This is a genomic window from Janthinobacterium glycogeni (assembly GCF_051380725.1).
Classification (GTDB): Bacteria; Pseudomonadota; Gammaproteobacteria; order Burkholderiales; family Burkholderiaceae_D; genus Janthinobacterium.
In genome coordinates, this window is record NZ_JBNYXP010000001.1 from 102,472 (window position 1) to 123,637 (window position 21,166).

Genomic DNA, 21,166 nt, shown 5'->3' on the forward strand with positions numbered 1-21,166 from the left:
TGTTCAATTATTTGCGCAAACGCAATTTACCTTGGAGTAAACGCTCGGATACTGGCCATTCCGCCGCGAAGACACAGGAAATGAAAGATGGAGGACTTGCTGCCGTATTTCGAACGCGAACTGGTGATGCTGCGGCGGCATTGCCGTGAATTCTCCGAACGCTATCCGCGAATCGCCGGCAAATTGCATATGTCCGGCGAATCTTGCGAAGATCCGCACGTGGAACACTTGATCGAATCGGTGGCCATGCTGGCGGCACGCATCTCAAAACGGCTCGATGACGACTATCCGCAATTTACCGAAGCCTTGTTCGAAGCCCTGTTCCCCCATTATCTGCGCCCCTTCCCATCGTGCACCATCGTGCATCAGCCCCCTCCAGCGGCCGGGGCGGGCGCATTGCACCTGCCGGCCGGCAGTGAAATGGACGCAACGCCGGTGCGCGGCGTGCGCTGCCGCTTCAAGACGGCCTACGATATGACGACCGGGGCATCGGTACTGGACAGCGCCGTTTTCGATGCGATGATCAAGGCGCCGCCAGGCGTACGCCTGCCAGCATCGGCCAGCTCCTCGCTGAACATCGGCATCCGGCATCTCGATGCGGCGCCCGCGTCGCTGCGCGTTTTCATCGATGGAGAAGCTTCCTTTTCCGCCGCATTGCGCGATGCCTTGTTCATGCATACCGTCTGTGCTTTTGTGTCGACCGACGCGGCGCAATGGACGGCCTTGCCCGCCGTCCCTTTGACCCCCGTCGGCTTCGCCGACACGGACGCCTTGATACCGTTCGGTGCCCGTTCGCAGCCGGCATACCGCATCCTGAGCGAGTATTTTGCGTATCCGGAAAAATTCAATTTCTTCGACATCGATATCGCGGCGCTGACTGCCGCCTTGCCGCTTGCTTGCCAGCGCTTCACCCTGCATCTGTGCATGGCCGGTTTGCGACCCGATTCCGCTACGGCGCGCATGTTGTCCAGCATTTCCAGCGAAAACTTGAAGCTGGGCTGCAGTCCGGCGGTCAATCTCTTCCGCCAGGAAGGCGTGCCGATCTCCGTCACCCGGCAGAAAACCGACTATTCCGTGCTGGCCCATGCCACCCATGCGCATGGTTACGAAGTCGTCTCCATCGACTCCGTGCGTTTGCTGCGCCAACGCGGCGGCGAAAGCACACTGACCGAATTCCGCCCGCTGTACAGCCTGCGCCACGGCGAGGGTACGGCGCACCAAGGCCATTACTGGATCATGCGCCACGATACGGCCTTGGCCATCAACAGTCCGGGGCACGAAAAGAAAATCACGCTGGTCGACAGCGACTTCAATCCCCTGATCCATGAAAAGGCCAGTTTGTCGCTGTCGCTGACATGCAGTAACCGCGATCTTCCGCTGGCACTCAAATACGGCCAGCCGCAAGGAGACTTGCAACCGTGCGCTGGCGGACCCGCGCTGCACATGCTGCGACGCCCCAGCCAGCCGCGACGCTTTTCGCCAGGCGCAGGCCTGCATTGGCGCCTGATTTCGCATCTGGCGCTGAATCATCACGCACTGGTCCAGGAGGGACTGCCGGCGCTGCGCGAAATGCTGACGCTGTACGACCTGTCCCAATCGGCAAGTTCGCAACGCCAGATAGGCGGCATCGCCGCGCTGGCGCACTCGCCAACCACGACATGGCTGCGGCACAGGCGCGGCACCTCGCTGGCGCATGGCGTGGAAGTGCGCATCACGCTGGACGAGGAAGCCTTTATCGGCAGCGGCATGCACCTGTTCGTGCAGGTGATCGACCACTTTCTTGGCCTGTATGTGCAAATCAACAGTTTCATCGAACTGGTAGTGCTGTCACTGCAAAGCGGAGAGGAGCTGATCCGATGCAAGCCAAGAAGCGGATTGCAGAATCTGGTGTAATGCACCACTTGCTCGCCGAGCCTTACCGCTACCAGTTCGTACAGGCGGTGCGTATTCTGCTGTGCTGGCTACGTCAGCAGAACGTGTCCCATACACAAGCCTTCAGCCAGGTGCTGCGCTTCAAGAACAGCCTGTCGTTGAATTTTCCAGCCAGTGAAATCGAACGGCTTTCACTCGACGACAATGAACAGCTGTCTCTGATACCGACGTTCATGCGTTTTCTGGGCGTCGGCGGCACCTTGCCCTTGCATCACTCGGAACGTATTGCCGCCTACCGCCTGTCGAGCAGGGATGCCGGCGTCTCGGCCTTCCTTGATATCTTTTCGCACCGCATGGTCTCGCTGTATTGCCAGGCATGGGAAAAATATCGCCTGGAGTCCGCACGCGAGACCCATGCAAAAGATGCGCAACTGCCCTTGCTGACGGCGCTCGCTGGCGTACCGCGCGATGCGCTGCCATCGAACGGCGAAGCCGGCGCCGTGACGCAGGACGTCGCAGCCTGGTACGCGGGTCTGCTGCGCTGCCGTCCCGTCTCCGCGCAAGCGATTGGCCCCGTGCTGGCCGAATATTGCGGCGTACCCGTCGCCCTGCAACAATTTGTCGGGGGCTGGGACTATCTGGAAAAAAACCGGCGCAGCCTGCTGGGCAGTGTCAACTTCGTTCTGGCGCGCGGCGCAACTATTGGCCTGCGGCTGTGGCGCCAGGACATGCGCGTCTGCCTGCATATCGGCCCGCTGGATACTGCCGGCCTGCAACGCTTCCTGCCGCACAGCGCAGGTGCGGCGGCACTGGCAAAGATGCTGGCGCTGTTTGGCGTACCGGATTTGCAATATGAAGTGCGGCTGATACTGAGTCCGCCGTGCATCCGGCCCCTGCTCCTCAGTTCCAACCCGTCAGAAAGACGACGCCTCGGCTGGACGACGTTCCTGCAGACGGCACAGGGCAAGGTACGCGGCGCCGAAGTGCGTTATTTGCTGCAACTGGCTTGAGCAGTTTATCCCTGAAAGCGAGGCAAGCATGCAACATGCGGGACGCGGCGTCATCCGGCTCGGAGACGCAACCGATCACGGCGGCAAGGTCACCAGTGCATCGTCGGACAGCACGGTGATGGGGAAGACGGCGGCGCTGGCCGACGACATGACTTTCTGTCCCAAGTGCAAGGGTAGCTTTCCGATCACGCCGGACGGCGCCGGCGCAAAGCACATGGGCAAGCCGTACGCCTATGACGGCGATGCCACCGCCTGCGGCGCCCGCCTGATCACATCGCTATAAGGGAGGCAGGCCATGCATGCAAGCATACAGGCGGCGTTATCGGCCTTCGACCTCGCCGCGCAAGAGCGGCGCCTGCTGAAGATCGATTTCCCCCATGCAGATGGACCGGCCGGCGCCATCCTGCTGGTCAATTCGCTGACCGCCAGGGAAGAAGTATCGCGCGACTTCCGTTTCGAGGCCGAACTGCTGTCGGACGATGCGCATATTGCCCTCAAGGCCATGATGGGCCGCATGGTGACCATTTCCATGGTGCGCGACGATGGCACGCTGCGCCACTTTAACGGCTATGTGGGCGAATTTTGCCTGCTGCGCGCCGACGGCGGCTTCGCCTGGTACCGGATGGTGCTGCAGCCGTGGCTGGCCTTTGCCCGGCTGCGCCAGGACAACGTCTCCTTTCATGGCCAAAGCGTGATGCAGCTGACCGAAACAACGTTTGCGCACTACGGGCAGCGCGACTGGAAAACCAGCATCCATGGCGACGATCCACAGATCACCTGCGCCAACCAGCACAATGAAACCAACTACAACCACCTGCACCGGCGCTGGGAAGCCCTCGGCTGGCATTACTGGTACGAGCACCGTGCCGATGGCCATACCTTGTGGCTCGCGGACAACAGCACCCTGGCTGACATGATCGCCACGGCATCCGGCGACGACGCCATGCGTTTCCACTCCGAGTCGGGTTCCCTGGAAGACGATGGCCTGCAACAATGGCAAGCCGTGCGCCGGATCGGCTCGGGACAGCTGACCTTGTCCAGTTTCGACTATAAAAATCCGCAGCCACGCCTTGCCAGCGGCTACTCGCTGAATCGCCAGGGCGACGTATTTGCCCACGAGTTGTATGAAAACACGGGCGCCTATGGCTATAGGAATGTCGATGATGGAGAGTCCCTGGCACAGCGCCGCATGGAAGAAAGCGACCATCTGCGCCAGTATTTCGAGGCGGCAGGCAATCACCGTGGCGCACAGCCCGGCCTTTGTTTCCGGCTCGACGGCCATTTCAGCGCCGAGGAAAAGCGCTATCAGCCTGGCCAGGAGCGCCCGGACAGTATCGCCGAACGCGAATACCTGATCCTGTCGGTCGAGCATACCGCCAGCAACAATTATCAGGCGGGGCCCAGCGCGCCATCGGATTATGCGAACACGCTGGTGTGCGTGCGGCGGGACATCCGCTGGCGCCCGGGCCGCGGCCACAACAGCACGCCGTGCGTGGTTGCCGGCGTGCAAACGGCACTGGTGGTCGGGCCGGCCGGGGAAGAAATCCATACCGATGCCCTGGGACGCATTCGCCTGCAATTTCACTGGGACCGCCTGGGCAAATTTGATGAGCGCAGCTCGCCATGGATACGGGTCATGATGCCGATGGCGGGACCGCAGATGGGACAGATCGCCCTGCCGCGCGTGGGTCAGGAAGTCGTCGTGCAATTCCAGGATGGCAATATCGATCACCCCATCGTCATCGGCGTGGTCTACAACAGCGCCAATCCGCCGCCATGGCAACTGCCGCAGCAGCGCGCCCTGTCCGGCGTGCGCAGCCGCGAACTGGGCGCCCGCAGTGCCAACCATCTCGTGCTCGACGATACCAAGGGAGCGATCCAGGCACAGCTGCGCAGCGAGCACCAGGATAGCAGGCTGTCATTGGGCAACATCACCCGCATCGACGACAATGCCGGGCGCAAGGAAGCACGCGGCGTGGGCTTTGAATTGAGCAGCAATGCCTGGGGCGCCCTGCGCGCTGCCAGAGGCATGCTGATCACCACGGAAACGCCGGCAGGAACGGGATCGGTCAAACAGCTCGACGAAACACAGTCCCGCCTGGCGCAGGCCCGCCAACTGCAAGAGGGACTGGCCGGCATGGCCGTCGACGCGGGCGCGCAGGACAGCGTCGCACAGCAAGGCGCCGTGGCCGACGCCATCCAACGGCAAAACGCCGCCATCAAGGGCAGCGGCGGCGATTTCCCGGAACTGTCCGAACCGCATCTGCTGCTGGCCAGCCCGGCCGGCATCGAACTGAGCACGGCACAGTCGATCCACCTGGCCGCCAGCGAGCATGTGGCGCTCACCAGCAGCAAGCATATTTCACTCGCCAGCGGCGACAGTATCTTTGCCAGCATCGCCAAATCCTTCAGCCTGTTCGTGCACAAGGCCGGCATGAAACTGATCGCCGCCAGCGGCAAGGTGTCCATCGAGGCCCACAGCGACGAGGTGGAAATCCTCGCCCAGAAAGTGCTGTCGCTGATCAGCGAAGCGGACTGGGTCAACATCAAGGGCAAGAAAGGCGTACGCCTGCACGGCGCCAAGCACATGCTGGAAATCAGCGACAAAGTGCAATTTTTCACCTCCTCGCCCGTGCTTTTCAACGGCAACCTGGAAACCCTGGCGCCGAAGAGCGTGTCGCAGGAATTCAATGAGCGGCCGCATAGCAGTTTTGATCAGGAGGTCTTGCTGGTGAATGCCGACGATACGCCGGCCATTGGCGTTGCTTTTGAAATCCTGCGCGATGACGGCAACGTGGCCGGCAAAAGCGCGGAGGATGGCTCCACGCAACTACAAAAATCCACCGGCATGGACAGCTACATCATTCGCTATAAGGGAGAACTGCCATGAGTGACAACGATGAGTTGAACAAACGAGGTAATCATCCAAGACAATTTACACAAGGTGTGGGCGGATGGGCAGAGTATGCAGTACAGATGACCAGAACTAGCGATACAGCACGTCATGAAGTCGCAAAGCCACCCGGAAAAGTGATACCGATCATTTTTCTGCCAGGTGTCATGGGCAGCAACTTACGTATGTCCAAGGCGCGGCAAAAGCGGTTGGAGCGCCCAGACAATCGAGCATGGCGACCGGACGACTTGATGGGGGTGGGAGGAATGGCAGATGTTGCCGCCGGAACTGGTTTGGGAGGATGGTTCAAAGAGGCTACGCCTCAACAACGTCAGCTGGTGTTTGACCCAAATGAAACAGAAGTCGAATACTACCATTACACAGAAAACAATGGGCGATTTGACGCGGAGGGACCACAAACAATGGCTTCCGATACACGACATCAGAACGTTCCTGACAGTCTGACACCCATCCCTCCTCTGATGGGCTCGAACAGAATCGCCCCTGGTAGTCGTCCTGTACAAGGGAAACCGCAAGCGTTCGCAACTCCAGCGCAGGTAGCGCGATGGCGCGGCTGGAGCGAAGTGTTATTTGATGGAGCTTATGGCTCCATGCTCCAACATACTGAAAAGCACATGAACAATATAGTGGCAGGCGGAAAACTGCATCCAGTCTGGCGCGGGACAAGTGGCTTGAGTGCGTCGGTGATGAAAGATCCTTCCACGTTTGGCGGCTTAGCAGGCAATCCCATAACGGAAGAAGACTTGAAAAAAATCGCGGCATGCTGGTACCCAGTTCACGCGATGGGCTACAACTTTGTGCAGAGCAATGGCGTCACTGCCGTGACCATTACCAAACGCCTAAAAGGCCTGGTCAAAGGTTATCGTGAGCGAGGATTCGAATGTCATGAAGTCATTCTAGTCACGCACAGCATGGGGGGCCTGCTGGCCCGCGCCTTGATACATCCTGACTATGGAAAAATAGTCAACGACAATGACCTGACAATACTTGGTATTTATCATAGTGTTATGCCAGCCATCGGCGCCGCCGGAGCATATAAGCGCATGCGCTTCGGTTTTCAGGAAAAAGACACTACTGCGGGTGAATACGAAGCAGAGGTACTTGGCATTAATGGCATCCATGCGACCGCTATTCTGGCGAATGCTCCGGCACCGCTGGAGATGATGCCTGGCGTCGTCTACGGTGAAAAATGGCTCAGGGTGGTAGATCAGCAAGACAAAGAACTGTGGAGCTGGCCGCGCGAGGGTGCAACAGCACTGGATTCTATATATTTGCAGCCACCGAATGCGTGGTGGCGGCTGATAAATCCGGAATGGATAAATCCGGCAAATATAGAAGAAAAAAATGGTGGTGGTTTGATGGAAGTTAATCGCAGACTTAAAAACGCGTTTGAATTTTTAGAATCAATAAAAGATACGTTTCACCCTCTTACTTATGCAAGCTACTGCGCTTCACCGAAGCGTTCAAGTTATGGCAATGTCACATTCAAAGTAATCGATGGACTCAACAGCGGGTTACCAGCCGCCAAAGAAAAACTCAATTCATTCCCTCCCGAAAAATGGATACTACATGGAGACAACGCCAAAAATGAGCTGATTGTCCAAGCTGGATCTCGAAAATTACGATTAAATCTAATGCCAGCCAGTGCCGCTGGCGATGACACAGTGCCCTCAAAAAATTTAGAAAAGTGTTTTAAAAAAGAAAGACTATTTATTCATGGTGTGAAAGATGGCACTGATTACGGACATCAAGATAGCTATTCACATCCCAATGTCCTTTCCTCAATGTTGTATTCCATCATAAAAATTGCAAAAACAGCAAAGTGGACTTCATCATGATCAGTCAAAAAAAGAAAATATTAATTCTTTTCACCACCATTGCAGTGTTTGGATTAGTTAAACCTTTCAAAGCGCGAAGTGCGATTGAGGAGAATCCCGTGTCAGAGAATATCGCTCATACTAAACGTCTTGAGATGCTCTTTCTGAAAACGAAATTGGTATGTTTTGGGCGTTATGCCCTGCGTATACCGCAAGAGACAGAGTTGATTTTTGGGGAAACATCGCTACCATCGACGATTGAAATAAGAACCGATGGACTAGCAGGGCGGGACAAGCAAGTTTCAGATGATATTGAACGAATAAAATTCAACAACCCCACTTCGGAAATCATCTACAGTGGAAAATCTCCAATCGAAGACAGCTGGCAGATTCAATATTTCTCCAATAAATATGCCAAAGATGAAGGAAATGTATATTTTAATACATACATCACCAAAGGAAATATCACATTTACTATTGGAGATTCTACGCCGGAAGGAAAAACAAGAATAGATGCCAGTGCCAAACAAATAGTTCGTGCAAATAGCCTGCGATTACGTGAAGAATCCGATATACCGACTGAACCGGGAAATTGCATTCCTTACGGATTTATTAAGGAAAACAGCTATGACGAACAAGAAATAGTTAGTGCAGGCCTGCATTTTCCCACTTTTCCTGACGTCACATTTTCAGTAAGCTCAAATAAAAATGCATATATGGATTATTCAAGTGATTTGTATGAAAAAATGCAAACTGAGCTATCCCTATTGGGACGTATTAATATAGCCAAAAAAAGACAAGGCAAGAACTATCCCAGCCGCACCTTGCTGCGTGAAGGCAAACGACAAGTGCAACATTGGCAGGGCGAAGAATCGCTGATACGACGAACAGATGGCGTACACGATTTTGAATGGGCCCTGGTCGGCAAACCGCGCGATGTCGCGAATCCGTCTGTACTGGAGGTGCATATGTACACCAAGGTTGCCTACAACACAGTAGGCGCAGCCAAGGCGGCATCGCTCACTGATGACGAAGCCATTGCCTTATGGGACAAGCTGCTGTCCGGCCTGAAGTTCCGCGTGAAAGTGCCGGGCGCGCCACCGGGTTCGTACTATATCGATCCGGACCAGCCGGCGCAGTGACGGCCGGATAAGCTCGTGCTGGCACCATGCAAGCCATTGCGCTAGCATGGCCTTTTGCCCGGAAAGCTTCCATGACCATCACCCTGCGCCCCGCCCTGCCCTTTGACATAGCCGCCCTGTGGGCCTTGCGCACCGTGGCCGTGCGTGTCAGTTGCGCCACGCACTATGCGCCGGAGCAGATTGCCGCGTGGAGGGCTTCGCCCGTGCCGCCTGCATATGCCGCCATGCTGGCCGCGGGTGGCGGCGTCGTGGCGATGCAGGACGAGGCCATTGCCGGCTACGCCATGCTGAACGTCGACAAACATGAAGTCGATGCCGTGTTTGTCGATCCGGCGCGCGCGGGACTCGGTATCGGCCGGCAGTTGCTGATGGCGCTGGAGCAGCTGGCGCGTCAGCGCGGCATGGCGCGCCTGCGCCTGTCCGCGTCGCTGAACGCCGTGCCGTTTTACCAGGCCGCCGGCTTTGTTGCCTTGCGCGCGGAAGCGTATGCGCATCCGAGCGGCATCAGCCTGGCCAGCGTGGCGATGGAAAAGGAGTTGACGCCTGCCTGAGCCTTCAGTCGGGCGCCGCGCCCGCCTCGGACTCGGCCAGGCATTGCTGCAGCTTCGCGATCAGCGCGCGCACTTCGTCGTCGCCCAGGTCCAGCGGGTCGCCCAGCGAGCCGACGGCGATCAGGCAGATGGCCGAGCCGTCGTACCAGGCGTCGAGGCGTTGTTCACTCATACTGCTCTGCCTCCTCTTTCAACTCAGCCAGTAAATCGCAGGGCGCCGCGACGCTGGCGCTGCCTTGCGGCACGGGAAAGACAAAAGCGAGCTGGTCATTGCCCGCCATGCCGGGCAGCCATTTGTTCAAGAAATCGCCGAGCGCGATGGCGCGCGGCTGGCAATGTTCCCAGTCGCCGCTGGCGCACGCCTGTGCAAACGCTGCTTCCGGCCAGAACGGTATCGCCACCTTGCCGTCCACCTGCGCCGTGGCCCAGCCGTCGTGGTACAAGCCCCACACTTCTTGCGTATCGGCTACCTTGCGCACAAAATAGCCATGGCGTTCGGCGGACGGCAGGCCCATCACCTGCTTGAACTTTTCAGGATGCACGGTTTTCCCCTAGCTCGTCCCATACCCGCAGCTGCGGCGTGCACCAGCCCGTCACCATGTCGAGGGCGTCCAGTATCACGTCTTCCCGCGCCTCATCCTGCGCGCCGTCCTGCGCAGACGCGCGCAGCTCCTGCAGCAAGGCAGCCACTTGCGCGGCCGTCACGCCGCTGGCCTTGTAGCGCAGCAGAATGGTGCGCAATGCGAGCAAGCCCGCCCTGGCGTCGAGCGCGGCCAGCAAGTCCCGGTCGATGTCGGCGATGACGGTATGCGGCATATCAATCCGCTTCCCACGCAACGCCGGCAGGCCGCGCGCCGACTGTCCTGAAAAACGCGACGAAAGCCTGCTGGCAGTGTTCCACGTCCACGCACCAGCTTTCCGGATATTCATCCACCTGGCCGTTCGCCAGCAGGTAGCTGCAAACGCCGTCTGCCTCCTCGTCGCCCAGCGAGTGAAAACTCAGGTCATCCTGGCCCGACAGATACATCAGCCAGGCGTTGCCGCCATTGCGCAGCATGCACAGGGCCGGGCCCTGCTCCGCATCCTCGGCCAGGGTCAGCCACAGTTCGCACTGCGCCAGGGCGCGCGCTTCCTGCAGCGCCTGTTCCAATGCAGCAATGGTATCAACGGCGCGCGGCGCGCCATGCAGATTCAATTCCATTGTCATGTTGTGCTCCCGCTCAAATCGTTCATCGCCAGCGCCGTGCTCAGATACAGCTTGCCGCTGAGGTCTTTCAATAAACTGCTCTGGCGCAAACGGTCCATCACGGGGCCCTTCACCTCGGCCAGGTTCAGGCTGATGCCGCGCTTGGCCAGCGTGCTGTTGAGCTCGATCAAGCCCAGCAAGGCCGTGCTGTCGATCTGGTTGACGGCCGACAGCACCAGCACCAGGTGGCGCGCCGTCGGGTGGCCGCGCAGCTCGTCTTCCACGCGCTCCGTGACGGCTTCGATGTTGCCAAAGAACAGGCCCGCATCTATGCGCAGCAGCAAGACGCCGGGCAAGGTCTGCGCCTCGTAGCGCTCCACGTTGCGGAAGTGCTCGCTATTCGGGATACGCCCCAGCACGGCGATGTGCGGGCGGCTGGCGCGCCAGATCAGGGTGCCCATCGACAGCAGCACGCCGATGACCACGCCCGCTTCCACGCCCAGCACCAGCACGCCGGCCGTCGTCGCCAGCAGGGCCAGCGCATCGCTGCGGTCGTAGCGCCACGACAATTTCAAGGTATCCCAGTCCAGCAGGCTGGACACGGCAAAGATGATGGTGGCCGCCAGCACGGGCAGCGGCAGCAGGGCCAGCCAGCCCGTGGGCGCCACCAGCGCCAGCGCCAGCAGGACGGCCGTGATGATGCTGGCCAACGGCGTGTTGGCGCCCGCCTGGAAATTGACGGCCGAGCGCGAAATCGAACCCGTGACGGGAAAGCCGCCCGACAGCGCGCTGGCCACGTTGGCAGCGCCCAGGCCCAGCAGTTCACGGTTCGTATGCAGTTTTTCGCCGCGCTTTTGCGCCAGGGTCTGGGCGGCGGACATACTCATCAAAAAGATGATGAAGGCGATCAGCAGTGCCGGCGACAGCAGGGTGCGCCAATGGGCGCCGGAGGTGGCCAGGTTCAGGCCCGGCAAGCCGCTGGGCACGTGGCCCGTCGTCTGCACGCCCATCGCTTCCAGGCCGCCATAGGCGACGAGAGCGATGCCGGCCAGTACCAGCGCCATCGGCGCCAGGCGCGCGCCCACGTCGGCCGCCACCTGGTTCAAGCCGCAGCGCTGCAGCAGGCGCGACGCGTAGCGCTTGGCCAGCCACAGGAACAGCAGGCCGGACAGTCCCAGCACGAGGCTGGGCGCATGCCAGTGGGGCCAGGTGGCGCCCAGCAAGGGCGTGATCTGGCCCCAGATGATCAGGATCGCCGCGCCATTGCTGAAGCCGCTGATCACGGGGCGCGACAGGAAACTGGCCATGAAGCCCAGGCGCAGCACGCCGCACAGCAGCAGGACGAGGCCGCTGATGAAGGCCAGCTGGGCAGCCAGCACGATGTACAGGGAAGAGCCGGGGTCGGCCAGCGGCGCCAGCGCGGCGGCCGTCATCAGCGAGACGATGGCCATGGGGCCCACCGATTGCGTCATGCTGCTGCCGAACAAGGCGTACAGCACGGGCGGCAAGATGCTGGCGTAGATGCCCACGACGGGCGGCAAGCCCGCCACCAGCGCGTAAGCCATGCCTTGCGGCACCATCATCATGGCGACCACGATACCGGCGGTGATGTCTCCGGCCAACAGAGGACGCCGGTATTGCCTGAGCCAGAGCAGCATGGATAATCCCGAAATCTGAAAACCGAAGCCTATCATGCGACGAGGCCGGCTGACAGGGGGAGCGCCATCAGTCTTGCAGCAATTGCGCCTTCACGGCGTCGAGGATTTCCATCGACAGCGCTTCGTCATCGATTGCGCGCGCCAGCACCATGGCGCCCACCATGGCGGCAAACGTGGCGATCGCCTGCTGGCGCCGCCGCTCGGGCGTACCATCAGGCAGCAAGCCTTCCAGCAGCGCGAACTGCTGCCGCGTGACTTGCGTAAACGCGGGACGCGCGCCGGGCGACATGCGCGCCACATCCGCCCCCATGGCCGCCGCCGGGCAGCCGCCGCCCGGCTGGTCGCGGTGCCGGGCGGTCAGATAACTGTCGATGATGGCCGGCAGCGCCCGCTGCGGGTCGCTGGCGACTTTCGCCCGCCAGCCGTCCAGCGACGTATTCAAGGCATGCTGGCACGCCTCGATCATCAAGTCTTCCTTGGACGCGAAATGGCCATAGAAGCCGCCATGCGTGAGGCCCGCGTTCTTCATCAGGTCGGCCACGCCGATGCCGTCATAGCCCTTTTCGCGGAACAATCTTGCCGCCACGTCGACGACGCGCTCGCGATTCAGCGCCGCCTGCTCCCTGCTCACTTTCATGCTGCCCTCCTACATTTATGTCGGTCATCATATAACTTTGCGCCCGTTTGCGCCACTCTGTTAGCAAGCGCACCGTTTGATGGCGGCGCCGCGCCGATACTGGATCTTCGTTTCCAGGGAGGCCAGCATGAACGAAAACAAAGACCAGTCCGCCGGCAACTTGCAGCGCGCCATCCAGCAGGAGCAGGATGGCCGCGACGCCGTAGCAAAAGGCAAACAGGCCAGCAAGCCCCCCGTGCAGACGGGCCACCGCAGCCAGCCCGGCACACCCCTGCCCGCCCAGCACCTGGACAAGCCGGGCATCGAGGGGCAAATGCAGTTGAAACCGCGCTTCCTGGCGCCCGATTACTGCGGCAGCGGCAAGCTGGCCGGCATGGTCGCCGTCATCACGGGCGGCGACTCGGGCATCGGCCGCGCCGTGGCCGTGCTGTATGCGCGCGAAGGGGCCGATGTCGCCATCATTTACCTGAACGAACACGCGGACGCCAACGAAACGAAGCGCTACGTGGAAGCGGAAGGCCAGAGCTGCCTGTTGATCCCCGGCGACGTGCGCGACCTGGGCTTTTGCCAGCAAGCCGTCAGCCAGGTGCTGGACAAGTTCACGCACATCGACGTGCTGGTCAACAACGCCGCCTTCCAGGAACACGCGGAATCCTTGCTGGACCTGAGCGAAGAACGCTTCGACCTGACCATGAAGACCAATGTCTACGGTTATTTTCACATGGCCAAGGCCGTGCTGCCCCACTTGCAGCGGGGCGCCTCCATCATCAACACGGGTTCCGTGACGGGTTTGCAGGGTTCCAAGCACTTGCTCGACTATTCCACCACCAAGGGCGCCATCCATGCGTTTACCATGGCGCTGGCCGGCAATCTGCTCGACAAGGGCATCCGCGTCAACGCCATCGCACCCGGCCCCGTCTGGACGCCGCTCAATCCGGCCGACAAGTCGCCCGAGGACATCGAGAAATTCGGCCAGGACACGGACATGCGCCGCCCGGCCCAGCCCGAGGAACTGTCGCCCGCCTACGTCTTCCTGGCCTCGCCCGCCTGTTCCAGCTACATCAGCGGCATCGTCCTGCCCGTCACCGGCAGCGTGGGGGACTAGGCGATGGCGCGCGCACTGTGGAAAGGCGCCATCAGCTTCGGCCTCGTGCACATCCCCGTCGAGCTGATTTCTGCCAGCCTCGACCACGAACTGGACTTGTCCATGCTGGACCGGCGCGACTTCGCGCCCATCGGCTACAAGCGCTACAACAAGCAGACGGGCAAGGAAGTCGAGTGGGACGACATCATCAAGGGCTATGAATACAAGACGGACGAGTACGTGGTGCTATCCGACGAGGATTTAAGGCAGGCGAACGTGAAGGCCACGCAAACCATCGACATTTTCACCTTTGTCGATGCGGCGGAAGTGCCGCTGACCTTTTACGAGCATCCGTATTACCTGCTGCCCGCCAAGGGCGGCGAGAAAGTCTATGCGCTGCTGCGCGAAACCTTGCGCAAAGCCAATAAAGTGGGTATCGCCAGCGTGGTCATGCGCACCAAGCAGCATCTGTGCGCACTCGTCTGCGTGGAAGACGCCATCGTGCTCAACACCCTGCGCTACGCCGATGAAATCCGCCCCACGGACGATCTGGACTTGCCCGCCAGCACCCTGAAGGCGGCCGGCATTTCCGACAAGGAACTCAAGATGGCCCTGTCGCTCGTCGAAGGCATGAGCGAAGCGTGGGAACCGGAGCAATACCACGACAGCTACCGCGAAGACGTGCTGGCGCTGGTCAAGAAGAAAATCAAGGCGAAACAGACCAAGACCATCACGCCGCCCGCGCCCGAACCGGAAGAGGAACACGGCAGCAATGTGATCGACCTGGTCGCCCTGCTGCAGCAAAGCCTGGGCAAGAAAGCGCCCGCCGCGCCGGCCCGCAAGCGAACGGCCTCGTCCCCTGCCCGCAAGCCGGCGCCAGCCAGGCGCAAGGCGGCCTGAACCACGCCACCCGGCCCGGCAAGATCGGCAGCCATATAAATGCATTGACTTTGATCAAGCTTCTCGCTACGTTATGCACAGGCCTGCCACCCGGCAAGCCCTGTCATGTGTGCGGAAAAAATGGATGCCGAGTTAGATCAGCTTATCCTCAGCGGCGCCCCTGGCGGCGTTGTCGTCACCAACGAAAACCATGCCGTCGTGCGCTGGACGGATGGGGCGCAGCGCATTTTCGGCTATGCCAGCGAGGAGGCGCTGGGCCGCACGCTGTGGGAACTGATCTCCTTGCCCGGACAGGCCGAAGCGGCCCTGCTGATCGACGAACAGCTGACCCTGCACGGCAGCTACGACCGCGAATCGCTGCGGCGGCGCAAGGATGGCGAACTCATCCACGTTGACGTGGCGTGCCAGGCCGCGCAGACCGGGGCGGATGCGCCCCGCTACCTGATTTCCACCATGAAGGACACGACCTTGCTGAAGGCGGCGCGCGACGCCCAGTTCGTCGAGGTGCGCTACCGCGTGCTGTTCGAATCGACGCCGGACAGCGTCATCATGGTCAATGCCACCGGCGCCATCGTGCTGGCCAACCAGCAGGCGCAGCGCCTGTTCGGCTACGCGGAAGGCGAATTGAACGGCAGGCAAATCGATAGCCTGCTGCCGCAACGCCTGCGCCATTCGCATGTGGCGCACCGCGCGCGCTATTTCGACCAGCCCCGCACGCGCACCATGGGCGCCGACCTGGAATTGCTGGGCTTACGCAAGGACAACGTCGAATTCCCCGTCGAAATCAGCCTGTCGCCCATCCAGACGGAGATCGGCACCTTCGTCATCAGCGCCATCCGCGACGTCAGCGACCGCCGCCGGGCCGAGCAGAAGTTCCGCGGCTTGCTCGAATCGGCGCCGGACGCCATCGTCATCGTCAACGGCGATGGCGAGATCGTGCTCGTTAACTCGCAGACGGAACGCCTGTTCGGCTACTCGCGCGCGGAGTTGCTCGGGCGCAATGTGGAAGTGCTGATCCCGGCACGCTACGCGATGGACCATCCGCGCCACCGTCATGCGTTTTCCACGGCGCCCCGCGCCCGCTCCATGGGCGCAGGACTGGAACTGTACGGTTTGCGCCGCGATGGCACCGAATTCCCCGTCGAAATCAGCCTGTCGCCGCTGGAAACGGACGAAGGCGTGCTCGTGTCGTCGGCCATCCGCGACATCTCCGAGCGCAAGCGCATCGAACGCACGCTCAACGAACAGAAAGTCGAACTGGAGCGGGCCAGCCAGGCGAAGGACCGTTTTCTCACCAGCATGTCGCACGAGCTGCGCACGCCGCTGAACGCCATCCTCGGCTTTGCCCAGCTGCTGGCCAACGAAGCCTTGCCCGCCACCGTGCAGCAAAAGCGCACCTTCGTGCAAAACATCGTCACCTCGGGCCGCCACCTGCTCACCCTGATCAATGAAATCCTCGACCTGGCGAAGATCGAATCAGGCAGCCTGAGCCTGTCGATGGAAGCGGTGACGCTGCCCGCGCTGATCGAGGAAGTGCGCGTGATGGTGGAAGAACAGGCGCAGCAGCGCCAGATCCACCTGATCTTTCCGGCCTGCGACGCACTGACGCTCAGGGCCGACCATACGCGCCTCAAGCAAGTGCTGCTGAACCTGCTGTCGAACGCCATCAAGTACAACCGCCCGGCCGGCAAGGTGGAGCTGGAAATTTCGCAGCCCGATACGCAGTGCGTGCGCATCGCCATCCGCGACACGGGCAAGGGGCTGGACGACGCGCAGATGGCCGAACTGTTCCAGCCGTTTAACCGCCTGGGGCAGGAGGCCGGCAGCGAAGAAGGCACGGGCATCGGCCTGGTCGTCACCAAGCGCCTAGTCGAACTGATGGGGGGACGCATGGGCGTGCACAGCTGCCTTGGCGAGGGCAGCGTGTTCTGGATCGAACTGGACACCATGGCCGCGCCGCCCAACAGCATGCCGCTGGAGATGGAAGGGTTGCCCGAGCCTGCCGGCAACGCCGGGAACGACGCCAGCGGCCAGGCCCTGCTGCTGTACGTGGAAGACAATCCGGCCAGCCTGCGCCTGGTGGAAGACATCGTCAGCTTCCTGCCGCATCTGCGCATGATCTCGGCCACCGATGCGCGCCAGGGCATTGCGCTGGCGCTGGAACGCCAACCCGATGTCATCCTGATGGATATCAACCTGCCCGGCATGAACGGCAACCAGGCGCAACGCATTCTGCGCAACGATCCGCGCACGGCGCACATTCCCGTCATCGCCCTGACGGCCAACGCCATGAAGGGCGATATCCGGCATGGCCTGGCCGCGGGCTTTTTCCGCTACCTGACCAAACCCGTCGAAATTCCCCAGCTCAACGCCGCCATCGACGAAGCCCTGCAACTGGCGCGCGCCACCGTGCCATTCAAGCCGGAGGCGTAGAGGCCAGCTTTTTCATCGCCGCATCGAGCCCTTTCGCGCTGCGCGCATAGCCAGCCCACGGCGCGTTGCCCACGTCGAGGCGGCTGTGGACGTTGCCCACGTTCCATTGATCGCCCGCCTTCAGCTTGTCGAGCTCATCCCAGGCCAGCGGCACGGAAATGCCCAGCCCCGAACGCGTGCGGGCCGACCACGCGCACACGGTGGTGGCGCCCCGGCCATTGCGCAAATAATCGATGAAGATCTTGCCGACCCGGTTAGACGGTCCGCTTTTCAGGACGAAACGCTGGGGAATGTGCTGGGCCATGTGCGCCACGATGGCTTGCGAAAACGCCTTGACGGTATCCCAGTCGTGTTTCGGGCGGATCGGCACGACCACGTGCAAGCCCTTGCCGCCGCTGGTCTTCAGCCAGGCGGGCAAGCCCAGTTCCGTCAGGAAGGCGCGCAGCAGCACGGCCGCTTCGCGGATGGCGGGCCAGGCCACGCCCTTGCCCGGGTCCAGGTCGAACACCAGGCGGTTCGGCGTGTCGTAGGCGCTGGCCAGCGCGTTTTGCGTGTGAAATTCCACCACATTCCACTGCGCCGCCGACAACAGACCCTGTACGCTGGCCACTTCCAGCATGGAAGCATGCTCGGGATCGAGGCCGGGATCGAGCTGCCTGACGCCGGGCATGCTGGACGTGTCCGCATGCTTCTGAAAAAACAGCTCGCCGCCCACGCCGGACGGCGCGCGCACCAGCGACACGGGCCGGCCCCGCAAATGCACGAGCATCAACTTGCCCACGAGCGCGTAGTAGCGCACCAGGTCGATCTTCCTGGCGCCGCTGTCCCTGTCGATCACCCTGTCCGCATGACTGACCTTGAAACTGGCCGGCAAGACGCTGTCCGGCTCGGATTGGTTTGGCATCGTCTTCTCCCTGTCGATTCGCTGTGGCCGCTCGCGCACGATGGCGGCCGGCTGTTTATCCGCGCGCAAGCCATGGAACACGGCGTGGCGGACGGCGCCGCCGCTGGTCCATTGCGCAAAACCGACCTCGGCCACCAGTTCCGGCTTGACCCAGATGGGCTGGCGCACGCCGCCCGCCTTGCCCGTGAACGGACTGGCATCGCTGGCCAGTGCGTCGAGGCGGCGGCGCACATCGCGCAGGCTTGCCGCGTCAAAGCCGCTGCCCACATTGCCCGCATAGCGCAGCTTGCCCTGGTCATCGTGCACGCCCAGCAACAGCGAACCGATGCCTTCGCGCTCCCCCTGCGGCGCCGTATAGCCGCCGATGACAAATTCCTGGCGCAGCCCGCATTTGAGTTTGATCCAGTCGCCGGAACGCTTCATGACATAGGCCGAGCCGCGCCGCTTGCCGATCACCCCTTCCAGCCCCAGGCGGCAGGCGTGCGCCAGCAGTTGCCGGGGCTTGGCGTCGAGCGTTTCGCTAAAGCGCACCAGCGGCGAAACGGGCAAGCTCTTCAGCAGCCCTTGCAGCAAGGCCCTGCGCGCCTCGACCGGCTGGCCCCGTAGGTCGTGGCCATCGAAAAACGGCACGTCGAACAGGTAATACACAATGTCGCTGGTCGTTTCCACATCGAAGGCGCGCTGCAAGGCGCCAAAATCCGGGTGGCCGCTGGCGTCGTTGACGACGATTTCGCCGTCGTACCAGCCAGCCGGCAAGCCCAGCTGTTCCAGCGCCTGCCGCAGCTTCGGCAGTTTCGCCGTCCAGTCGTTGCCATTGCGCGTGATTAATGCAATATGATCGCCATCGCAACGCGCGAGGATGCGGTAGCCGTCGAATTTCACCTCGAAAATCCAGTCTTGCGCGTCTGGCGGCGGCGCATCGACGAGGGTGGCCAGCTGCGGCGACAGGGCGGCGGGCAGCTTCGCGGCCGGCGCTGCCGCCTGCGGCGCGCCTTGTTTGCGCCTGGGCATGGCCTTGTGCTTGACGCTGTCGGGGAACTCGTCGACCACTGAAAATTCCAGCGCCGGCCGGGCATATTCGTCTTTTTCCTTGATCAACAGCCAGGCGGGCTGCTTTTCGCCCTTGTCCTTCATGCGCACGAGCACCCACTTGCCGTGCATCTTGTGGCCATGCACGGTGAATTTCAGCTCGCCGGCCGCCAGCGCCTTGCGCGCATCGGGCGTGGCCGGCTGGGGCTGCCACGTGCCCTTGTCCCATATGATGACCTTGCCCGCGCCATACTGTTTTTCGGGGATCGTGCCCTCAAAGCTGGCATAGTCCAGCGGATGGTCTTCCACCTGCACGGCCATGCGCTTATCGCGCGGGTCGTAGCTGGGGCCTTTCGGCACGGCCCAGCTTTTCAGCGTGCCGTCCAGTTCCAGGCGAAAGTCATAGTGCAAACGGCTGGCCCAGTGCTTCTGGATGACGAAGGTGAGCACGTCGTGCGCGTCCTCGCCCCCGCCTGCAGGCTCGGGCGTGACGGCGAAATTGCGCTTGGATTGATAGGTTTTCAAGGCGGCTTTCATGGCGGCCCCATGCGGTGACGATGGCATCGAGTCTAGGCCGCCGCAGGCCCCGGCGCGGTACGCCAGCTAACAGAGCGCCTGCCCCGGCAATTGTAAGTGTTTGTAATTAACCGGGAACGTGTCAACGCAATTGCCGCACGGCGCGTTTTTGCCTCAGTGACAGGGGATCGATCTCCTGAACTACAACCCCACTTCTCGAGGAACTGCACCATGAAAAAAGTAATCGCTACTCTGATCGCCGGCTTGTTCGCTACCGCAGCCTTTGCTCAAACCCCAGCACCAGCAGCGCCGGCCAAGGCCGAAGCCAAGCACACCAAGGAAGTGGCTAAAGCGGAAGCCAAGGAAACGAAGGCCGTGGTGAAAGCCGATGCGAAAGAAGCCGCCGTCGCCGCCGATGCGAAAGCCGATGTCGCCAGCGCCAAGGCCGATGCCGCCGCCACCAAAGCCAAAGCCCACAAAAAAGCGAAAAAAGCCAAGGCCAAGGCTGACGAAGCCAAAACTGAAGCGACCGCCGCAGCAGCCAAATAATCGGCTCCGCGCCTTTTTTGCGCCACGAAAAAAGACAGCTTCGGCTGTCTTTTTTCGTTTTCATGCCCACATCACACAGCAACAGCCGATAAAACACCTGATTGTAAGAAAGTGTAAACAAGGTCAACGGTAAGCTTCCGGGGCGCGTTTTATGCTCAGTGATACGGGAATCATCCCGGCACCAACAGACATAACAGACAAACCACCACTGAGGACTGCACCATGAAAAAACGCATTTTCAACCTGAGCGCTACCCTGATCGCCGGCCTGTTCGCAACCGCTGCCTTTGCCCAGACGCCTGCGGCTCCTGCAGCCACCCCGGCAGCCTCGGTTCCCGCCAAAGTCAAAGCGGCCCACACCAAGGCCGTCGTAAAAGCGGACGCCAAGGAAGCGCAAACCGTCGTGAAAGCGGACGCGAAAGAAGCGAAAGCCGTCGTCGCCGCGAAAACGGAAGTTGCCAGCGCCAAGGCGGAAGCGGCCACCACGAAAGCCAAGGCGCACCACAAGGCCAAGCACACGAAAGCCAAGGCCGATGCAAAGCTGGCTTCGGCCACCGCTGAAGCAGCGCCGGCAGCAGCCAAGTAATCCCCCATACAATCGTTTACCACTCGCCAGGACAATACAATGAAAAAAGTTATCGCCACCCTCGTCGCCAGCCTGTTCGCTACCGCAGCCTTCGCCCAAACCCCTGCCGCCCCGGCAGCACCGGCTCCCGCCAAGGCGGAAGCAGCCCACACGAAAGCCGTGGTCAAGGCTGAAGCCAAGGAAACCAAGGCGGTCGTGAAAGCCGATGCGAAAGAAGCAGCCGTCGTCGCCGATGCGAAAGCCGACGTGGCCAGCGCCAAGGCCGACGCCAAGGTCAGCAAGGCCAAAGCCCATCACAAGGCCAGCAAAGCCAAGCTGAAAGCGGACGCAACTAAAGCGGCAGAAGCCGTGCCGGCAGCGCCAGCGAAGTAATCGCTGC

General features: G+C 61.1%; 20 protein-coding genes. 13 read left to right on the top strand and 7 right to left on the bottom strand.

What is annotated here, in order from left to right; all coding sequences use genetic code 11:
* Positions 1 to 87: 87 nt before the first annotated feature.
* The 7 genes from tssF to ACQ4W4_RS00490 all read left to right on the top strand — a co-directional run bounded on the left by tssF (position 88) and on the right by ACQ4W4_RS00490 (position 9,306).
* Positions 88 to 1,893 (top strand): type VI secretion system baseplate subunit TssF, encoded by a 1,806-nt coding sequence (gene tssF / locus ACQ4W4_RS00460; RefSeq protein ID WP_436540342.1) that lies wholly within the window; start codon positions 88 to 90, stop codon positions 1,891 to 1,893.
* The gene (gene tssG, locus ACQ4W4_RS00465) at positions 1,857 to 2,882 is read left to right on the top strand and encodes a type VI secretion system baseplate subunit TssG (RefSeq protein ID WP_436540343.1); all 1,026 of its coding nucleotides are present in this window, start codon (positions 1,857 to 1,859) and stop codon (positions 2,880 to 2,882) included. The genes tssF and tssG overlap by 37 nt, the downstream gene beginning before the upstream one ends.
* Positions 2,883 to 2,910: 28 nt before the next feature.
* Entirely contained in the window at positions 2,911 to 3,165 is a 255-nt protein-coding gene (locus ACQ4W4_RS00470) for a PAAR domain-containing protein (protein WP_436540344.1), read from the top strand.
* Positions 3,166 to 3,177: 12 nt separating this feature from the next.
* The gene (locus tag ACQ4W4_RS00475; protein ID WP_436540345.1) at positions 3,178 to 5,772 is read left to right on the top strand and encodes a type VI secretion system Vgr family protein; all 2,595 of its coding nucleotides are present in this window, start codon (positions 3,178 to 3,180) and stop codon (positions 5,770 to 5,772) included.
* On the top strand, positions 5,769 to 7,634 hold the full coding sequence (locus tag ACQ4W4_RS00480; RefSeq protein ID WP_436540346.1) for an esterase/lipase family protein: 1,866 nt from the start codon (positions 5,769 to 5,771) through the stop codon (positions 7,632 to 7,634). The genes ACQ4W4_RS00475 and ACQ4W4_RS00480 overlap by 4 nt, the downstream gene beginning before the upstream one ends.
* Entirely contained in the window at positions 7,631 to 8,755 is a 1,125-nt protein-coding gene (locus ACQ4W4_RS00485) for a T6SS immunity protein Tli4 family protein (protein WP_436540347.1), read from the top strand. Before ACQ4W4_RS00480 ends, ACQ4W4_RS00485 begins: the two co-directional genes overlap by 4 nt.
* A 71-nt stretch (positions 8,756 to 8,826) precedes the next feature.
* Positions 8,827 to 9,306, top strand: a complete 480-nt coding sequence (locus ACQ4W4_RS00490) for a GNAT family N-acetyltransferase (RefSeq protein WP_436540348.1) — start codon at positions 8,827 to 8,829, stop codon at positions 9,304 to 9,306.
* 4 nt (positions 9,307 to 9,310) lie between these two features.
* Here the strand turns inward: ACQ4W4_RS00490 and ACQ4W4_RS00495 are convergent, their stop codons facing one another.
* The 6 genes from ACQ4W4_RS00495 to ACQ4W4_RS00520 all read right to left on the bottom strand — a co-directional run bounded on the left by ACQ4W4_RS00495 (position 9,311) and on the right by ACQ4W4_RS00520 (position 12,787).
* The gene (locus ACQ4W4_RS00495; protein WP_436540349.1) at positions 9,311 to 9,478 is read right to left on the bottom strand and encodes a hypothetical protein; all 168 of its coding nucleotides are present in this window, start codon (positions 9,476 to 9,478) and stop codon (positions 9,311 to 9,313) included.
* Positions 9,471 to 9,848 carry a DUF2750 domain-containing protein gene (locus tag ACQ4W4_RS00500; protein ID WP_436540350.1) on the bottom strand — a complete coding sequence of 126 codons (378 nt, stop codon included), beginning with the start codon at positions 9,846 to 9,848 and terminating at the stop codon, positions 9,471 to 9,473. Before ACQ4W4_RS00500 ends, ACQ4W4_RS00495 begins: the two co-directional genes overlap by 8 nt.
* Complete coding sequence (locus ACQ4W4_RS00505; RefSeq protein WP_436540351.1) at positions 9,838 to 10,122, bottom strand: hypothetical protein; 285 nt, start codon at positions 10,120 to 10,122, stop codon at positions 9,838 to 9,840. The genes ACQ4W4_RS00500 and ACQ4W4_RS00505 overlap by 11 nt, the downstream gene beginning before the upstream one ends.
* Position 10,123: 1 nt before the next feature.
* A complete protein-coding gene (locus tag ACQ4W4_RS00510) occupies positions 10,124 to 10,513 on the bottom strand; it encodes an Imm1 family immunity protein (protein ID WP_436540352.1) in 390 nt (129 codons plus the stop codon).
* Entirely contained in the window at positions 10,510 to 12,150 is a 1,641-nt protein-coding gene (locus tag ACQ4W4_RS00515; protein ID WP_436540353.1) for a SulP family inorganic anion transporter, read from the bottom strand. Before ACQ4W4_RS00515 ends, ACQ4W4_RS00510 begins: the two co-directional genes overlap by 4 nt.
* 67 nt (positions 12,151 to 12,217) lie before the next feature.
* Entirely contained in the window at positions 12,218 to 12,787 is a 570-nt protein-coding gene (locus ACQ4W4_RS00520) for a TetR/AcrR family transcriptional regulator (protein WP_436540354.1), read from the bottom strand.
* A 127-nt stretch (positions 12,788 to 12,914) separates the two neighbouring features.
* Here ACQ4W4_RS00520 and ACQ4W4_RS00525 point away from each other — a divergent pair, with 127 nt between their 5' ends.
* The 3 genes from ACQ4W4_RS00525 to ACQ4W4_RS00535 all read left to right on the top strand — a co-directional run bounded on the left by ACQ4W4_RS00525 (position 12,915) and on the right by ACQ4W4_RS00535 (position 17,204).
* Positions 12,915 to 13,892: an SDR family oxidoreductase gene (locus ACQ4W4_RS00525; protein WP_436540355.1), complete on the top strand. Its 978-nt coding sequence runs from the start codon at positions 12,915 to 12,917 to the stop codon at positions 13,890 to 13,892.
* Positions 13,893 to 13,895: 3 nt separating this feature from the next.
* On the top strand, positions 13,896 to 14,771 hold the full coding sequence (gene ku, locus ACQ4W4_RS00530) for a non-homologous end joining protein Ku (RefSeq protein ID WP_436540356.1): 876 nt from the start codon (positions 13,896 to 13,898) through the stop codon (positions 14,769 to 14,771).
* 120 nt (positions 14,772 to 14,891) lie between these two features.
* Positions 14,892 to 17,204, top strand: coding sequence for a PAS domain S-box protein (locus ACQ4W4_RS00535; protein ID WP_436540357.1), 2,313 nt, complete (start codon positions 14,892 to 14,894; stop codon positions 17,202 to 17,204).
* Here ACQ4W4_RS00535 and ligD read toward each other — a convergent pair.
* Positions 17,188 to 19,674: a DNA ligase D gene (gene ligD, locus ACQ4W4_RS00540; protein ID WP_436540358.1), complete on the bottom strand. Its 2,487-nt coding sequence runs from the start codon at positions 19,672 to 19,674 to the stop codon at positions 17,188 to 17,190. The two genes, ACQ4W4_RS00535 and ligD, sit on opposite strands and share 17 nt — an antisense overlap.
* A gap of 210 nt (positions 19,675 to 19,884) precedes the next feature.
* Here ligD and ACQ4W4_RS00545 point away from each other — a divergent pair, with 210 nt between their 5' ends.
* The 3 genes from ACQ4W4_RS00545 (at position 19,885) to ACQ4W4_RS00555 (ending at position 21,159) form a co-directional block, all read left to right on the top strand.
* On the top strand, positions 19,885 to 20,202 hold the full coding sequence (locus ACQ4W4_RS00545; RefSeq protein WP_436540359.1) for a hypothetical protein: 318 nt from the start codon (positions 19,885 to 19,887) through the stop codon (positions 20,200 to 20,202).
* Between the two features lie 222 nt (positions 20,203 to 20,424).
* Positions 20,425 to 20,787, top strand: a complete 363-nt coding sequence (locus ACQ4W4_RS00550; RefSeq protein ID WP_436540360.1) for a hypothetical protein — start codon at positions 20,425 to 20,427, stop codon at positions 20,785 to 20,787.
* A 39-nt stretch (positions 20,788 to 20,826) separates the two neighbouring features.
* Positions 20,827 to 21,159: a hypothetical protein gene (locus ACQ4W4_RS00555; protein ID WP_436540361.1), complete on the top strand. Its 333-nt coding sequence runs from the start codon at positions 20,827 to 20,829 to the stop codon at positions 21,157 to 21,159.
* The last annotated feature ends 7 nt before the right edge of the window (positions 21,160 to 21,166 follow it).

Bases quoted from the DNA above. Each gene is read 5' to 3' on its own strand.
- tssF (WP_436540342.1), top strand. From the start codon at position 88: ATGGAGGACTTGCTGCCGTATTTCGAACGCGAACTGGTGATGCTGCGG.
- tssG (WP_436540343.1), top strand. From the start codon at position 1,857: ATGCAAGCCAAGAAGCGGATTGCAGAATCTGGTGTAATGCACCACTTG.
- ACQ4W4_RS00470 (WP_436540344.1), top strand. From the start codon at position 2,911: ATGCAACATGCGGGACGCGGCGTCATCCGGCTCGGAGACGCAACCGAT.
- ACQ4W4_RS00475 (WP_436540345.1), top strand. From the start codon at position 3,178: ATGCATGCAAGCATACAGGCGGCGTTATCGGCCTTCGACCTCGCCGCG.
- ACQ4W4_RS00480 (WP_436540346.1), top strand. From the start codon at position 5,769: ATGAGTGACAACGATGAGTTGAACAAACGAGGTAATCATCCAAGACAA.
- ACQ4W4_RS00485 (WP_436540347.1), top strand. From the start codon at position 7,631: ATGATCAGTCAAAAAAAGAAAATATTAATTCTTTTCACCACCATTGCA.
- ACQ4W4_RS00490 (WP_436540348.1), top strand. From the start codon at position 8,827: ATGACCATCACCCTGCGCCCCGCCCTGCCCTTTGACATAGCCGCCCTG.
- ACQ4W4_RS00495 (WP_436540349.1), bottom strand. From the start codon at position 9,478: ATGAGTGAACAACGCCTCGACGCCTGGTACGACGGCTCGGCCATCTGC.
- ACQ4W4_RS00505 (WP_436540351.1), bottom strand. From the start codon at position 10,122: ATGCCGCATACCGTCATCGCCGACATCGACCGGGACTTGCTGGCCGCG.
- ACQ4W4_RS00510 (WP_436540352.1), bottom strand. From the start codon at position 10,513: ATGACAATGGAATTGAATCTGCATGGCGCGCCGCGCGCCGTTGATACC.
- ACQ4W4_RS00515 (WP_436540353.1), bottom strand. From the start codon at position 12,150: ATGCTGCTCTGGCTCAGGCAATACCGGCGTCCTCTGTTGGCCGGAGAC.
- ACQ4W4_RS00520 (WP_436540354.1), bottom strand. From the start codon at position 12,787: ATGAAAGTGAGCAGGGAGCAGGCGGCGCTGAATCGCGAGCGCGTCGTC.
- ACQ4W4_RS00525 (WP_436540355.1), top strand. From the start codon at position 12,915: ATGAACGAAAACAAAGACCAGTCCGCCGGCAACTTGCAGCGCGCCATC.
- ku (WP_436540356.1), top strand. From the start codon at position 13,896: ATGGCGCGCGCACTGTGGAAAGGCGCCATCAGCTTCGGCCTCGTGCAC.
- ACQ4W4_RS00535 (WP_436540357.1), top strand. From the start codon at position 14,892: ATGGATGCCGAGTTAGATCAGCTTATCCTCAGCGGCGCCCCTGGCGGC.
- ligD (WP_436540358.1), bottom strand. From the start codon at position 19,674: ATGAAAGCCGCCTTGAAAACCTATCAATCCAAGCGCAATTTCGCCGTC.
- ACQ4W4_RS00545 (WP_436540359.1), top strand. From the start codon at position 19,885: ATGAAAAAAGTAATCGCTACTCTGATCGCCGGCTTGTTCGCTACCGCA.
- ACQ4W4_RS00550 (WP_436540360.1), top strand. From the start codon at position 20,425: ATGAAAAAACGCATTTTCAACCTGAGCGCTACCCTGATCGCCGGCCTG.
- ACQ4W4_RS00555 (WP_436540361.1), top strand. From the start codon at position 20,827: ATGAAAAAAGTTATCGCCACCCTCGTCGCCAGCCTGTTCGCTACCGCA.